Origin of the sequence: Sorangium sp. So ce836 (assembly GCF_028553905.1) — a bacterium.
Classification (GTDB): domain Bacteria; phylum Myxococcota_A; class Polyangia; order Polyangiales; family Polyangiaceae; genus Sorangium; species Sorangium cellulosum_D.
Window position 1 is genome coordinate 11,020,025 of sequence record NZ_CP102233.1, and the last position, 15,942, is coordinate 11,035,966.

General features: G+C 75.1%; 5 protein-coding genes. 3 read left to right on the forward strand and 2 right to left on the reverse strand.

The genetic code is table 11. From position 1 onward, the window contains the following. Positions 1-35 precede the first annotated feature (35 nt). Together NQZ70_RS40160 and NQZ70_RS40165 are read right to left on the reverse strand one after the other, a co-directional pair. On the reverse strand, positions 36-3,017 hold the full coding sequence (locus NQZ70_RS40160; RefSeq protein WP_129578942.1) for a glycosyltransferase: 2,982 nt from the start codon (positions 3,015-3,017) through the stop codon (positions 36-38). 20 nt (positions 3,018-3,037) lie between these two features. Then, on the reverse strand, positions 3,038-4,489 hold the full coding sequence (locus tag NQZ70_RS40165; protein ID WP_272826544.1) for an SUMF1/EgtB/PvdO family nonheme iron enzyme: 1,452 nt from the start codon (positions 4,487-4,489) through the stop codon (positions 3,038-3,040). Positions 4,490-5,049: 560 nt separating this feature from the next. Here NQZ70_RS40165 and NQZ70_RS40170 point away from each other — a divergent pair. The 3 genes from NQZ70_RS40170 to NQZ70_RS40180 are packed head-to-tail and all read left to right on the forward strand — an operon-like array spanning position 5,050 to position 15,925. Continuing rightward, on the forward strand, positions 5,050-12,627 hold the full coding sequence (locus NQZ70_RS40170) for a non-ribosomal peptide synthetase (RefSeq protein ID WP_165374405.1): 7,578 nt from the start codon (positions 5,050-5,052) through the stop codon (positions 12,625-12,627). Between the two features lie 44 nt (positions 12,628-12,671). After that, positions 12,672-14,645: a carbamoyltransferase C-terminal domain-containing protein gene (locus tag NQZ70_RS40175; protein WP_129578944.1), complete on the forward strand. Its 1,974-nt coding sequence runs from the start codon at positions 12,672-12,674 to the stop codon at positions 14,643-14,645. 41 nt (positions 14,646-14,686) lie between these two features. Continuing rightward, positions 14,687-15,925 carry a cytochrome P450 gene (locus NQZ70_RS40180; RefSeq protein ID WP_129581858.1) on the forward strand — a complete coding sequence of 413 codons (1,239 nt, stop codon included), beginning with the start codon at positions 14,687-14,689 and terminating at the stop codon, positions 15,923-15,925. The last annotated feature ends 17 nt before the right edge of the window (positions 15,926-15,942 follow it).

The following is a 15,942-nucleotide window of genomic DNA, read 5'->3' on the forward strand; positions in this document are numbered from 1 at the left end:
GCCACGCACCGCCAGACGTCCGGCTGCAACGGCGCTCACCCGGCTCCCACCCCGCTCCCCTCGCCTCCCCGCCCCTCCCGCCCGCCCAGGCACACGCGCGCGTAGTCGGCGACCATCCGCTCCAGCGAGAACCGCTCCCGCGCGCGCTCCCACCCCGCCGCCCCCATGCGCCCCCGCCGCGCCGGATCCTCGGCCAGCTCCACCAGCGCCCCCGCGAGCGCCTCGGCGTCGCCCGGCGGGACCAGCCGGCCCGTCACGCCGTCGACGACCTGCTCGGCCATGCCGCCGACCGCCGTCGCCACCACCGGCAGCCCCTCGGCCATCGCCTCCAGCGACGCGTTCGGGCACCCCGCGGGCTCGGCGATCAGCGCGAACACGTCGAGATCGCTCAGGAAAGCGCGCGTGTCGGCGAGCTCGCCGACCCACTCGACCGAGAGCCCCGCCGCCATCCGCCGCAGCGCCTCGGCGTGCGCCTCGGCGCCGCGCTCGACGCCGCCCGCGATGCGCAGCACGTGCGGCGGCAGCCGCGGCGCCGCGAGGCGCAGCGCGGCGAGGAGCTCGTCGAGCTTCTTGTGCGGGTGGACGCGCGCCGCCGTCCCGATCGCGAGCCGCGCGCGCCCGTCGCGAGCCGCGCGCTCGCCGCCGGAGGCGCGCGACCGCGGCGAGCGCGCGTCTCGCGACGGGCGCGGGCCGAGCGCGACGCCGTTCGGCACCACGTGCGCCGGCGCCCCGAGCACCTCGGCGGCCAGCGCCGCCTCGGCCCCGTACTTGACGATCACCCCGGCGAGGCGGGCGCCGTAGTCGCGCGGCGCGCGGTACGGCAGCCCGCGGCGCGGCGACGCGAAATAGCGGCGCAGCGAGGCGAAGTACATCTCGCCCGGGCTGACGTCGAAGAGCGGCACGTCGAGCAGCCCGTCGGCGAGGAGCACCTTGTGCTCCGCGATGACGTTCCACATCACGACGGCCTCGGGCGGGTCGTCCTCGATCGCGCGGAGCAGGCGCTCCACCGCCTCGGCCGGCTCGATATCGGCCGGCGGCGGCACCGCCATCACCGGGATGCCCGCGGCGACGAGCGCCCGCCGTCCCGGCGTCGGGTACTCCGGCTGCTCCTCGATCACGGCCGCCCGGCCGCGCACGCCCGCCGCGGCGAGGCCGAGCAGCAGCCGCCGCGCGCTCGACTGGGCGCCGCCGGTCGAGAAGTTGTTCGTCACGAGCAGCAGCCCGTCCCCCCGGCGCGGGCCGCGGTTCCGGGCGATCGCCCGCGGGTAGAGCCGCGCGTACCCCTCGGCCATGCGCGCGACGCTGAAGTGCCGCGCCACGACCTCCCGGCCGCCCGGCGGCGCGCCGCGCGCCGCCGCCGCGATCGCCTCGGCGAACCGCTCCGGCGCGGCGTCGAGCGGCAGGTGGACCAGCGCCGGGGTCTCGGCCGCGATCTCCGCCGTGCCGCCGGCGCCGGTCGCGACGACCGGGAGGCCCGCGGCGAGCGCCTCGAGGTGGGCGAGGCTCAGCCCCTCGTGGGCGCTCGGCGACACGAGCACGTCCGCCGCCGCGAGCAGGCCGGCCACGTCGGCGACCGCGCCGGCGAAGCGCACCTCGGCGCGCAGGCCGAGCCGGTCGACCTCGCGCCGGATCTCCGCCTCCGCGGCAAGCGCCGGCTCGCTGCCGGGCGAGGCGCTCCCGGCGATGACGAGCCGCGCCGGCCGCGAATCGCCGGCCGCGGCGAGCGCAGGCCGCGCGGCCGCGAGGATCGCGGGCAGGAGGTGCAGCCGCTTCTGCGGCCGCGGGTTCGCCACGGCGAGCAGGACGAGATCGCCCGGCCCGATCTCGAGGCGCCGCCGCCACGCCGCGGCCGCCGCCGACCGGGCGCCGCCGGGCTCCGCCCCGCCGCCGGGCTCCGCCGGCCCCGCGCGGCGCGCCGCCTCCGCCGGCCCCACATCGATCCCGTTCCACACCGTGCGCCGCGGGACCGGCAGCCCGCGCGCGGAGAGCTCCGCCTCGACCGCGCGCGCGCACGCCACGAGCAGCGCCGCGCCGTCCGGACCGAGGCGGTCGAGCCCCGCCGGCCAGCCCGCGGCCACGTTGTGCACCGTCACGAGCGGCCGGTACCCGCGCGCGGAGAGCCGGCCGAGGTCCTCGGCGTCGAACAGGTGCGCGTGCGCGAGATCCGCGCCCCACGCGGCGAGCCCGCGGGCGAGCGCGTCGAAGCGCGCCTCGCGATCGCCGCGCGCCCCGGACAGGTCGAGCGTCCCCGGCGGCGCGCCGAACGTGGGGCGGGTCGGCCGGTACACCGCGTAGATGCGCGAGCGCACGCCGCGGCGCGGCAGCTCGGTCGCGAGGTCGATCGCGATCCGCTCGGCGCCGCCCTGCTGCAGGCTGGTCACGACCTGCGCGACCCGCAGCGCCGCGTCGTCGCACACGTCGAGCGGCGCGTGCCGCACCACGCGCGCCCGCCGCGCCCCGAGCTCGCCCTGGAGCGCGGCGTCGAGCGGATCGCCCGCGCGGAGGCGCGCCGCGACGCCCGCGGCGAGCGCCGCGTCGAGGTACACGCTCGCCGCGCGGGGCAACCCCGGCGCGCGGCGCGCGGCCCGGCTCAGCTCGCCGCCCGTCGCCCGCAGCAGCTCGGCCCACGCCGCGGCGTCGGACGCCGGCGACGCGGCCGCGGAGGGCGCCGCGCGGGAGGGCGCCGAGCGCGCGGGCGGCGCCCAGGTCGCGGCCGGCGCCGGCGCCGCATCGAGGTCGAGCGGCGCGAGCACGGCGCCGAGCGCGCAGACCGGCAGCCCGGTGTCGCTCGGCGGCGGGAACGGGTCCGGCTCGAGCGCCGCGGACGGCGCGGGCCAGGCGCCCCCGCGGACGAGCCACACCGGCCCCGCCGCGATCGCGTCCGCCGCGGCCGCGGGCGGCGCGGGCGTGAGGTCGAGCGGCGCGAGCCCGGCGAGCCGGAGCGCGCGCAGCGTGCGGCCGGCGCGGGCGCGGTGCTCGGGCGCTTCGGCGAAGACGGCGCAGATCGGAGGGCGCATGCGGGCGCGAGCGGCGCGGCTCAGTAGGCCGAGGGGTAGCCGCGGAAGGGCGTGGCGACGTCCGGCGCGCTGGAGATGCGCTCCCGCGAGCGATGGCCGCCCCTGGCGGCGCGCGGCGCGGCAGCGCGCGCCGCGGGCGGCGCGGCCGAGGGCCCCGCCGCCCACGCGGCCGCGCCGATCTGCTCCGCCTCCACCGCCGACGGGACGCCGCCCGTGTAGACGAACTGCCCGCGCGGGCTCGGCTCGATCGGGACCGACGCGCGCCGCATCGCGCCCTTCACGAAGCAGCGGTAGTGGAGCACCGACCGGTGCAGGTGCCGGGGCGCGTGCAGCCAGAAGCCGTCGCCCTGCGGCTGGAACGTCACGCCGGGCGGCGCCCCGGGCATGGGCCTGCGGCGGGTCGCGCGGTGCACGAGCACGCCGATGAGGCCGATGACGGCGCTCGCCAGGACGAGGCCTCCGCCGACGAACGCCACCGTCGCCGCGGTCGACCACGAGCTCGAGCGCGGCGCGCGCGCGGCCCCCGCCGGCGCGGCCGGCGACGGCGCGGCCGCCGCGGGGGCGCTCGCCTCCAGCGCGGCGACCACGCGGAAGCCGTTGTCCGCGTTGCGGCTGCCGGGGTCGTTGCGGTACCGCGCCGCGGCGCGCAGGTGCCTCGCGTCCTTGAGCCACGAGCCGCCGCGCAGCACGCGCCGGGGCTTGTCGCCGCCCGGCGCCGAGGTCTGCTCGGGGTCCACCGCGGGGCCGGGCGCGTAGGGACCGTACCAGTCGCGGCACCACTCGTAGACATTGCCGCTCATGTCGTGCAGGCCAAGGGCGTTCGGCTGCTTCTGCCCGACGGGCCGGGTGCCGCTCCCGGCGTTGCCCTTGAACCACCCGATGGCGGCGGCGGCCGCGTCGTCGTTCCCCGCGTAGAACCGCGTCTGGGTCCCGGCGCGGTGGGCGTACTCCCACTGCGCCTCGGTCGGCAGATCGAAGGCGCGGCCGGTCCTCTGCGTCAGCCACCGGGCGAACTCGCCCGCGTCCTTGAACGTCACCAGCGTCACCGGGTGCTGGTCGGTCTGCGGGAAGCCGGGAGCCCTCCAGGTGAACTCCTTGCGCTGCGACAGGCCCTTGCCGTCGAAGCCGAACCCGCCGGAGGCGCCGACCTCGGCCTCGGTGCGGTAGCCGGTCTGCTCGACGAAGCGCTTGAACTGCCCGACCGTGACCGGGAATTTGCCCAGGTAGAAGCCGCGGCTCAGGGTCACCTCCCGGAGCGCCTCGTCGTCGCCGCGGCCCGCCTCCGCGGGCGGCGAGCCCTGGCGGAAGCGGCCCTCCTTCACCAGCACGAGGTCGAGCTGCGCCCCCCCGAGGTCGATCGCGAGGGCGGGCGCCGGATCCGCCGCCTGCGCCGCGGCCGGGGCGAGGAGCGCGACGGCCGCCGCGAGGGCGAAGGCAGGAGGGAGGTCGCGGGAGCGGGAGCGGAGCTGCACCGGCCCAGGCTACCAGAGCGCGACCGGGGCGAGCGCCACGAAGCCGCGTGAGCCGAGGGCCCGAGAGGCGCGCGCTCCTCGGTCGGGCGATGCAACAAACATTCCGCCGCTGCCGACTGACCTCTTCGCGCGGCGCCGACGACATCACGCTCATCAATACATCTTTGCAGTTCTTCACTCCGCACATCGAGCGCCCACAATCACGTTAATCAAAACATCTTTGCAGTTCTTCACTCGGCACGTCGAGCGTAGACATTCCTCGAAACCTGGCCTACGACGACGAATCGAACGGAGCATCGAAGTCGATGCTCGAGGCTCGACAGGCGCTCCTCCGCGTGGCATCAAGTTGGCCGCTCGCCGAGCGCAGCGCGCCGTCGCGACGCTCGGCCCAGCGGAGCCGCCAGAGCGGCACTTTCGCGGATTCACTACGATCGCCCCGTGTCCAGCGGGCCGTCGCGCCGCGCCCGCGCGCCGCCGGACGCGGTCTTTTCCTTGTCGGATACGCGCCTCGAGGGGCCTCGCGCGGGATCGCGAGCGCCCTTGAAAGGATCGGTCTGCGCATGACGTCTCACGGCCATGACGCGCGCCCCGTCGCGCGCCGCGAATCGCTGTTGGAACAGCGCGAGATCTCGTCTCTCCCCGGCCTGCTCGCCCGGCGCGCAGACGAGCTCGGCGACTCCCCGGCGTTCACCTACCTGCTCGAAGGCGAGGCGGAGGCCGCGACGCTCTCGTTCGACGCGCTGAGGAGGCGCGCGCAGGCGATCGCGGGCTTCCTGCGCCGGCGCTGCCCGCCGAGGAGCCGTGTCCTCCTCCTGTTCCCGCCGGGGCTCGAGTTCATCGAGGCGTTCTTCGGCTGTCTGCTCGCGGACATGATCGCCGTGCCCACGTCGCTGCCGCGGCCGAACCAGGCGGAGTCGCCTTATCACGCCATCGCCGCGGACTGCGCGCCGGCCTGCGCGCTCACCGCCGGCAGCGGCCCGCGCGAGCGGGGCCGCCCGGCGCTCGACGCCGAGCTGCCCGTCCACGCGCTCTCGGAGATCCCCTCGGAGGACGCCGCGCGCCACGGCGACGGCGGGCGGCGAGACCCCGACGAGGTCGCGTACCTCCAGTACACCTCGGGCTCGACCTCCAGCCCCAAGGGGGTGATGGTCAGCCACCGCAACGTCCTCCACAACGCCCGCATCCTCGCGACCGCGCTCGAGTGCGCGCCGGGGGACACCTTCGTCACGTGGCTGCCGCACTTCCACGACATGGGGCTGATCCACGGGGTCATGCTGCCGCTGCTCATGGGTGGGAGGTGCTACGTGATGCCTCCGGCGTCGTTCCTGCTCCGCCCGGCGCGGTGGCCCGAGGCGATCGCGCGGTACCGCGGCCAGCACAGCGCGGCGCCCAACTTCGCCTTCGATCTGTGCGTCGCGGCGACGACGCCGGAGCAGCGCGCGCGGCTCGATCTCTCCGCCTGGAAGACGGTCGTCAACGGGGCCGAGCCCATCCGCGCCGAGAGCATCGCCCGCTTCCTCGCGGCGTTCGCCCCGTGCGGCCTCCGGGCCGACGTCATGAGGCCCGGGTACGGCCTCGCGGAGGCGACCCTGGCCGCGACCGGCGTCCCCCGCCGGCCCGCGCCGCGCGTGCTCCGCGTGAACGCCGCGGAGCTCGGGCGCGGCCGGGCGCGCCCGTGCCGCCCGGACGATCCGGACGGGCAGGAGCTCGTGAGCTGCGGCCGGCCCTGGCTCGACACGCGCGTCGCGATCGTCGATCCGGAGAGCGGGGCGCCGCTCGGCGAGTCGCGCGTGGGCGAGGTGTGGCTCGCGGGCGACACGGTCGTGCGCGGCTACTGGCAGGACGAGCGGGCCACCCAGGAGTCGTTCCGCGCGCGGCTGCGCGGCGGCGGCGACGTGAACTACCTGCGCACCGGCGACCTCGGGTTCCTGTTCGACGGAGAGCTGTTCGTCACCGGCAGGCTCAAGGACCTCATCATCGTCCGGGGCCGCAACTACTATCCTCAGGACATCGAGCTCGCGGTCTCGTCGGCCCACGAGGCCTTCGCCGGAGGCGCCGGCGCCGTGTTCTCCGTGAGCGCGGGCGACGCGGTGAGCCCCCCCGTCGAGGCGCCGGAGTCGCTCGTCGTGTGCCAGGAGCTCCGGCGCGGGCAGCGCGGCGTCGATCTCGAGGAGCTCGCGCGCGCCGCGCGGCGGGCCGTGGCGCAGCGGTTCGGGCTGCCGGTGTACGCGATCGTCCTGCTCGGCCCGCGCCGCCTGCCGAAGACGACGAGCGGCAAGATCCAGCGGCGGGCGTGCAAGGCGGCGTTCCTGCGCGGCGAGCTCGACGCGCTCGGCGTGTTCCACGAGGACCGCGCGCCGGGCGGCGCGCCCGCCGAGGAGCGCGCCGCGGCCCCGGCGCCGCGCGCGGCGCAGGCGCCCGGCCCGGACTGGACCTCGCGGCTCGTCGAGCTCGCGAGCGAGGTCCTCCACGTGGGTCCCGAGCGGCTCCGCTGGGATGTCCCGCTCGTCGATTGCGGCCTGGAGTCGGTGAAGGCGGTCCAGCTCGCGAACCGCATCGCCGCGCTCGGCGGCGCGCCGATCTCGCTCGCGCGGCTGTTCGAGGGCATGACCCTGGGCGAGCTGCGGGAGGCGCTCGCTCGCCCCGCCCCGCCGAGCGGCGACGGCGCCTCGGCCCTCGCCGCGGCGCCCGGCGCCGGCGACCCGCGCGCGCCGTCTCCGCCCGGCGCCGGCGACCCGCACGCGCCGTTTCCTCCGACCGACGTCCAGCGCGCCTACCTGGTCGGGCGGGGCGACACGTTCGACCTCGGCGGGGTCGGCTGTCACGGCTACCTCGAGATCGCGCGGGGCGAGCTCGATCTCGAGCGCTTCGAGCGGGCGTGGCGCCGCCTCGTCGAGCGGCACGACATGCTGCGGGCGGTCTTCACGGCGGACGGCATGCAGCGCGTGCAGGCGTCGGTCCCCCCGTTCCGGGTGAAGGTGTGGGATCTCCGCGGGGAGACGCGCGCCGGGGCCCAGCGGGCGCTCGAGGACACCCGCGCCCGGCTCTCGCACCGCGTGTTCGCGCCAGGGGAGTGGCCGCTCTTCGACGTGGCCGTGTCGCTGTTGCCGGGCGGCGAGCGCCGCATCCACCTCAACATCGATCTCCTGGCGCTCGACGCCCACAGCCTCGGGATCCTCTCGCGCGATCTAGAGCGGCTGTACGCGCAGCCGGAGATCGAGCTCCCCCCGCTGCGGGCGACCTTCCGGGACTGCGTCCTCGCCGCCGAGCGCCACCTCCGGACGCCGGCCGCCGAGCGCTCCCTCGAGCACTGGCGCGATCGCGTCGCCTCGCTCCCGCCCCCGCCCGCGCTGCCGCTCGCGAAGAGCCCTCGGGACATCGGTGCGCCCCGGTTCCGCCGGCGGAGCGGGCGCCTCGCCCGGCCCGACTGGGAGCGGCTGAAGGAGCGCGCGCGGTCGCACGGGCTCACGCCGTCGGCCGCCCTGCTCGCGGCGTTCGCGGAGGTGCTCGGCCGGTGGAGCGCCCGCCGCGACTTCGCGCTCACGGTGACGATGTTCGACCGGCCGCCGCTGCACGAGGACGTCGACCAGATCGTGGGCGATTTCACCACGATAGCGCTCGTCGGCCTCGGCGCCGGCGCAGCACGGCGGTCCGCCTTCGCCGAGGCGGCCCGCGCCGCGCAGGGGGAGCTCCTGCGCGCGCTCGAGCACCGGCGCGTCGGCGCCCTCCGCGCGCTGCGCGAGCGCGCGGGGCACGGCGTCCCGGTGGTGTTCACGAGCGCGCTCGGCCAGGGCGGGCCGGCGCAGCGGGCGCCCTTCGCGTGGCTCGGGGACGAGGTCTTCTGCGTCAGCCAGACGCCGCAGGTGTGGCTCGATCACCAGGTGGCCGAGGACCTCGGCGACCTCGCGTTCTCCTGGGACGCCGTGGACGCGCTCTTCCCCGAGGGGATGGTCGACGCCATGTTCGAGGCGTATACGGAGCTGCTCGCGCGCCTTTCGCGCGACGGCGAGGCGTGGCAGACCGCGGCGCGGGTCGCGCTGCCGGCCGCGCAGCGCGCGGCGCGCGCCCAGGTGAACCGGACCGAGCGGCCGACGTCGAACCGGCTGCTCCACGACGCCTTCTCCAGGAGCGCCGCGGCGCGGCCCGAGGCCCCCGCGGTCGTCGAGCCGGGCGCGATCGTGACCTACGGCGAGCTCGATCGGAGGAGCAACGCCCTCGGCCGAGCCCTGCGCGAGCGCGGCGCGCGCCCGGGCGCGCTGGTCGCCCTCCTGGCCGAGAAGGGGTGGGAGCAGGCGCTCGGGGCGCTCGGCATCCTGAAGTCCGGGGCCGCGTACCTGCCCCTGGATCCCGCGTGGCCGGAGGCGCGCATCCGCGGGATCCTGGAGCAGGCGGCCGTGCCCCTCGCGCTCGCACAGGCGCGGCTCGCGGGCGCGATCCGCTGGCCCGAGGGCGTCGACGTCGTGGCCCTGGACGCGACCTCCGCCTCGTCCCGGGACGACGCGCCGCTCGACGCCGCGCAGGCGCCCCACGACCTCGCCTACGTGATCTTCACGTCGGGTTCCACGGGCAAGCCCAAGGGGGTCGCGATCGACCACCGGGGCGCGGTCAACACCCTGGACGACGTGAACGAGCGGCTCGGCGTGGGCGCCTCGGACCGCGTCCTGTCGCTCTCCTCGCTGTCGTTCGACCTCTCCGTCTACGACCTGTTCGGCCTCTGGGCGGCGGGCGGCGCGGTCGTCCTGCCCGATCCGGCGCTCGCGCGCGATCCGGCCCACTGGGACGAGATGATGGCGCGGCACCGCGTGACGCTGTGGAACACGGTGCCGGCGCTCATGCAGATGCTCGTCGCGCACCGCGCCCGCCGCGTAACGCCGCGACCGCCCCTGCGCGCGGCGCTCCTCAGCGGCGACTGGATCCCGGTCGGCCTGCCCGATCAGATCCGCGAGGCGTTCCCGGGCGCGGCGGTGCTGAGCCTCGGGGGCGCGACCGAGGCGTCGATCTGGTCGATCGCCTACCCGATCGGGCGCATCGACCCGCGCTGGAAGAGCATCCCGTACGGCAAGCCGCTCGCGAACCAGCGCTTTCACGTGCTCGACGAGCGCCTCGATCCGTGCCCCGACTGGGTGCCCGGGCGCCTCCACATCGGCGGCGTCGGGCTCGCGCGCGGGTACTTCCGCGACGAGGCGAGGACGGCGGAGCGCTTCCTCACGCACCCCGAGACCGGCGAGCGGCTCTACTGGACCGGCGATCTGGGCCGCTTCCTGCCCGACGGAAACATCGAGTTCCTCGGGCGCGAGGATCTCCAGGTCAAGGTGCAGGGGTACCGGATCGAGCTCGAGGAGGTCGAGTCGGTGCTCCTCCAGCACCCAGAGGTGACGAGCGCCGCGGTCGCCGTCGGGAGCACGGCGAGCGGCGGCAAGCGGCTCCTCGGCTACGTGGTCCCCGCCGCCGGGCGCGCGATCGACGCGGCCGCGCTGCGGGCGTTCGTGGCGTCGAAGCTGCCCGACTACATGGTGCCGAGCGCGCTGCTCCCGCTGACCTGCCTCCCGCTCACGAGCAACGGCAAGGTCGACCGCGGCGCGCTCGCCGATCCGGCGCGCGTGAGCGGGCTCGCCGTGGAGCGCGCGGCCGGTGACGAGGGCGCCGCGCTCGCCGGCGAGAGCGCGGCGGCTCCGGGCGCCCCGCTGCTGCTCGATCCGGTCGAAAAAATGCGGTTCAAGCTGAGCAAGCCGGCGCTCCGCCGCGATCTCGCCGGCGCAGCGATCCCCCTGGGCCCCGCGGGCCCGTCCGACGAGCGGCTGCGCGCGTTCGCGCGGCGGCGCAGCCATCGCCAGTTCCGCGGCGAGCCGATCCCGCTAGAGCGGCTGGCGAGCCTGCTGTCGCTGCTCTCTCCGGTGGAGCTGCCCGGCTATCCGATCCCGAAGCACCTCTATGCCTCGGCCGGCAGCCTCTATCCGGTGCAGGTCTACCTGCACGTGAAGCCGGGCCGGATCGAGCAGCTCCCCGGGGGCACATATTACTACCACCCCGAGCGGCGCGCCCTCGTCCCGATCGAGCCCGGCGCGAGCATCGACGGCGCGGCGCACGCCGGCCCGAACCAGCAGGTGTTCGAGAGCTCGGCGTTCGGCGTCTACCTCGTCGCCGACCTCGGCGCGATCGAGCCGGTGTACGGCGACAGGTCGCGGGATTTCTGCCTCCTGGAGGCGGGGATCATCGCGCACCTGCTCGAATCGGCGGCGCCGGACCACGCGCTAGGTCTCTGCCAGGTGGGCGGGCTCGACGCCGCGCGGGTGAGCCCGCCGCTCCGGCTCGACGACCGCCACGAGGTCCTCCACGGCCTCCTCGGCGGGGCGATCGCGCCGGCGGACGCGGAGGTCGACGCGCTCGCCCGCGCGTCGGCCTCGCTGCACGCCATGGTCGCGCTCGCGACGCGCGAGCCGCTGCCCCTCCCGGGCGCGGCGCCCGGCGAGCGGCGCGGCGGGGAGGCCCGCGCCTTGCGCGACCCGGGGGCGCGCCCGCGCGGCGCGGCCGCGCCGGGGCGCCGGCCGCCCTCCTCGGGGGCGGAGCAGCGGATGGCGGCCCTCTGGGCCGAGGTCCTCAAGGTCGAGCGCGTGGGCGTCGACGACAGCTTCTTCGCGCTCGGCGGCGACTCGCTCCTCGGCATCACCCTCGTCGAGCGAGCGCGCGCCGAGGGGTTCCACGTGACGGCGCGGCAGCTGTTCGAGCATCCGACCGTCGCCCGCCTCGTCGCCGCGTGCGCCCCCGCCGTCGCGCCGCCGTCGGACGGCGACCGCGCGCCCGGCGAGCGGCCCCTCGCGCTGCTCCAGCGGTGGTACCTCGAGGAGGCCGAGCGCCGCAGCCGGCCCGCGCGCTGGAACATGAACCTGCTGCTCGAGGTCAGCGCCCCGCTCGATCTCGACCGGCTCCGGCGCGCCGCCCTGCTCCTCGCGAACCACCACGAGGCGCTCCGCGCGCGGTTCGAGCGGACGCCGCGCGGGGTCCGCCAGGTGATCGACGGGCCGTGGGCCGAGGCGCCGTTCGCGGCCGTCGACCTGTCGGACATCCCCGAGGAGCGGCGCCGGGACGCGCTCGAGCGGCGGTGCGACCGCCTGCAGGACGGCTACGCGCTCGAGCGCGGGCGCCTGTTCCAGATCGTGTACTTCCGCTGGGACGCGCTGGGGCGCGGCCGGCTCTGGCTCAACGCGCATCACCTCGTCGTCGACGCGGTGTCGATGCTCATTCTCTGCCGGGACCTCCACTCGCTCTACGAGCAGCTCGGCGCGACCTCCGAGCCCGAGCTGCCGCCCCGCGGGACGTCCCTGGGCCGCTGGACGCGCGAGCTCGAGCGGTGGGTGCAGGGCGAGCTCGCGCCGGAGGAGCGCGCGTACTGGCTCGGTCTGCCCTGGGACGAGATCGCCCTGCTCCCGGCGGACCACCCCTCGACGGCCCACCTCTACACGGTCGCGTCGATCCGGGAGCACGCGGCGTCGCTGCCCGAGCGGGAGACCGAGATCCTGCTGCGCGACCTGCCCGGGCGCCTCGGCGTGAGCACCGAGAGCGCGCTCGTCGCCGCGCTCCACGTCAGCGTCGGCCGGTGGACCGGCCGCGCATGGCAGGACATCATGGTGCTGCACTCTGGGCGCGATCTGCTCCCCCACCGCCCGGATCTCGACGTCTCGCGCGAGGTCGGCTGGCTGAGCACCGAGCGATTGCTCGTATTGGAGCGTCCGCGCGCCGAGGAGCCGGCGGCGGCGCTGCTGGAGATCGCCCGGCAGATCGAGCGGATCCCGCGCGGCGGCCACGGCTACAACCTGCTCAGGTACCTCGGCGGCGATCCCGAGCTGAGCGCCGCTCTCGGCCGGCTCCGGAAGCGGCCGGGGATCCTGTTCAACTACATGGGTCAGGTCGAGCCGCCGGGCGCGGGCGCGCTCCTCGGCTTCGCGGAGGAGAGCACGGGGTACGACGAGGCGGAGACGAACCTGCGGTTCAACCTGTTCGAGCTCCACGTCCACCGGAGCGGCGGGCGCCTGATCTTCCGGTGGCGCAGCAGCGCGAACGTGCACGCGCCCGGCACCGTGCGGCGGGTCGCGGACGATTTCCTCGGTTTTCTGCAAGGCGTCGCGAGCGCGTGCCGCTGAGGGCGCGCCTCGCTCTTCAAGGGCTCAGGACGAAAGACAGGCTCATGCGAACACTCGGTTTCAGCGGCGGATACGAGGCGGATCACCAGGGGTTCCCGCGCCCGGCGATGAACAACCTCACCGCGCACGACGGCGCGGCCGTCCTCGTCGAGGACGGCGAGGTCGTCGCGGCCATCGAGCAGGAGCGCCTGAACCGCATCAAGCACTCCAACAAGGTCCCGCTGCACGCCATGCGGTTCTGCCTCGAGAGCCGCGGGCTCAGCCTCAAGGACATCGACTACGTCTGTTACTACGCCAGCGAGGCGTGGTGCGACGCCGAGGTGAAGCGCGCCTTCCCCGCCTTCGGCCCGAAGACGCGCACGGCGCGGGACGTCGTGAGGCAGCTCCTCTTCGCCGCGTTCGGCGCCGATTTCGACGCCGAGCGGATCCAGTTCGTCAAGCACCACGTCGCCCACGCGGCGAGCGCCCTGGCCGGCTCGGGATACGAGGACAGCCTGGTGCTCACGCTGGACGGCTGCGGAGATGGCGAGTCGGGCTCCGTCTCGCTCGGCTCCCGCGGCAAGCTCAAGCTGCTGAGAGAGATCCCCGAGCGGGACTCGCTCGGCCACTTCTACCTGAACACGATCCGGCTCCTCGGCTACGGGGCGTTCGACGAATACAAGGTGATGGGGCTCGCCCCCTACGGCGATCCAAGGCGGTTCCGGGAGCTGTTCAGGACGCTCTACACGCTGCTCCCGGAGGGCGGCTGGACCATCGATCAGGACAGGATCTTCGGGCTCCCCGACGCGCTCCCGGCCCGCGCGCCGTACGAGCCGGTCACGCAGCTGCACAAGGACGTCGCCGCCGCGCTCCAGGAGTCGCTCGAGGAGATCGTCTTTCATGCCCTGCGCCATTACCAGCGCATGACAGGGCAGCAGAGCCTCTGCTACGCGGGCGGCGTCGCCCACAACTGCACACTGAACGGCAAGATCCAGCGCTCGGGCCTGTTCCAGCGGGTGTTCGTCCAGCCGGCCGCGCACGACGCGGGCTGCGCGCTCGGCGCCGCCATGGCCGTGCACATGCAAAGGACGCCGGAGCGCCGTCCGGCGGCGATCCAGCACCTCTACTGGGGCCGGCACATCGGCGAGCGCGACGCCATCCGCGCGGCGCTCGACGGGTGGCGAGATCTCGTGACCGTGGAGGAGCTCGAGGACGCGCCCCGGACCGCCGCCGAGCTGCTCGCGGCCGGCAAGGTCATCGGGTGGGCGCAGGGCCGCTCCGAGTTCGGCCCCCGGGCGCTCGGCAACCGCAGCATCCTCGCGGACGCGCGGCCGGCGGAGAACAAGGACATCATCAACGCCATGGTGAAGAAGCGCGAGGAGTTCCGGCCCTTCGCGCCGTCCGTCATCGAGGAGGCCGCCCGCGACTATTTCGATCTCGGCGGGGCGGAGGCGATGCCGTTCATGATCTTCACGGTGCCAGTCCACGAGTCGAAGCGGCAGCTCCTCGGCGCGATCACCCACGTGGACGGGAGCGCGCGGGTCCAGACCGTGTCGCGGCGGACGAACGAGCGTTTCTGGCGGCTCATCCGGGAGTTCGGCGACATCACGGGCGTCCCCGTGGTGCTCAACACCTCGTTCAACAACAACGCCGAGCCGATCGTCGACTCCGTCGAGGACTGCGTGGCGTGCTTCCTCACGACGCAGCTCAATAGCCTCGTGGTCGGCGACTTCCTCGTCCAGAAGAGGCCCGTGGCGCCGTCGGCCTACGAAGCGCTCGTCCCGGCGCTCCCGGTGTACGTCAAGCTGCTCGCGATGAAGGGCACGGCGCCGGGCGGAGCCTCGGTCGAGCGCGCCCTGGCCACGACCTACAGCGAACGGACATACGCGCTGTCGGACGAGGCGTTCGATGTCCTCTGGCGCGCGGACGGCCGGACGCGGCTCGGCGATCTGCTTTCCGGGGAACCCCGGCGGGAGGCGGTGGTCGCAGAGCTCGTCGAGCTCTGGTCGCAGCGGGTGGTGCGGCTGACGGCCGGCTGAAGGAAGGAGCCCCGGTGCGACAGGAGCAACAGGACCCTGCGATGGCAGAACAGCGCGGCGCCGCCCTCGAGTTCGACCCGTACGTCCCCGGGTTCGACGAGGACCCCTACCCCGTCTTCGCGCGCTTCCGGGAGGAAGCCCCCGTCTTCTACTGGGAGCAAGGGCGCGCGTGGCTCGTCTTCCGGCACGAGGACGTCGTGTCCTTGCTGCGCGATGGCCGATTCACGACCGATCGGGCAGCGTGGGAATTCGCCGCGAGCGACCCGCTCCTCTCCTTGAACAGCAGGTTCGAGCGGCTGAGCAAGCACAGCCTGTTCTCGCTCTCCCGGCACGATCACGTGCGGATGCGCAAGCTGATCGGCCCGGCGTTCACGTCCCGCGAGATCGATCGCCTCGCGCCCGAGATCCAGCGCATCGTCGACGAGACCCTCGCCGCGGCCGGCGGCCGGGATCCCCTCGACGTGGCGCGCGACTACGCCGAGGCCATCCCGATCCGCGGGATCGCCTCGATGTTCAAGATCCCGAGACGACACGACGCGTCATTTCTCCGCTTCACGGATGCGATTCATCGCCTGTCGATGGCGGGGCAGCTCTCGCCGGAAGAAATTGGGAAGCTCGAGGCGGCGCTCGACGTAGGGATCGAGGTGGTGAGCGATACCGTCGAGGAGCGCCGGAGGAGGCCCCTGGACAATGACGTTTTGACGCTGCTGATCCAGGCCGAGGAGCAGGGCGACCGGCTGAGCAAGGACGAGCTGGTCGCCCTGGTCGCCGCGGTGCTGGTGGGCGGCACGGAGACCACGGTTCACCTCATCTGCTTCGCGATGCACGACCTCCTGAGATCGCCCGAGGCGCTGGCCGCGGTCAGGCGCGAGCCCACGCTCGTGAAGAACGTCGTCGAGGAGACGCTCCGGTACGACAACTTCGGCAAGCTGGGGATCCCGCGGTATGCGCTCGAGGACGTCGATCTCCGGGGGGCGCGGATCCGGAAGGGACAGATGGTCATGGCCATGCTGAGCAGCGCGCTGCGCGACGAGGCGGCCTATCCCCGCGCCTCGATGTTCGATCTGCGGCGAGGCGCCGACGCGGGAGTTGCCTTCGGGGGCGGCGCCCACTATTGCATCGGGGCGACGCTGGCTCGCCTCGAGGGGCGGATCGCCATCGAGACGCTCATCAGCCGTTTCCCCGAGATGGAGCTCGTGGGGCCGGCGGTGTTCGCTCCGCACCCCTCGATCCGGAAGATGACCTCGTTACCCGTCCGCCTCCGCCCCGCCCGTGCATGAGGGCGAACGCGGACACT

What these genes read in the sequence shown, in the direction of transcription:
- NQZ70_RS40170 (WP_165374405.1), top strand. Translation starts at nt 5,050, where the DNA reads ATGACGTCTCACGGCCATGACGCGCGCCCCGTCGCGCGCCGCGAATCG.
- NQZ70_RS40175 (WP_129578944.1), top strand. Translation starts at nt 12,672, where the DNA reads ATGCGAACACTCGGTTTCAGCGGCGGATACGAGGCGGATCACCAGGGG.
- NQZ70_RS40180 (WP_129581858.1), top strand. Translation starts at nt 14,687, where the DNA reads ATGGCAGAACAGCGCGGCGCCGCCCTCGAGTTCGACCCGTACGTCCCC.
- NQZ70_RS40160 (WP_129578942.1), bottom strand. Translation starts at nt 3,017, where the DNA reads ATGCGCCCTCCGATCTGCGCCGTCTTCGCCGAAGCGCCCGAGCACCGC.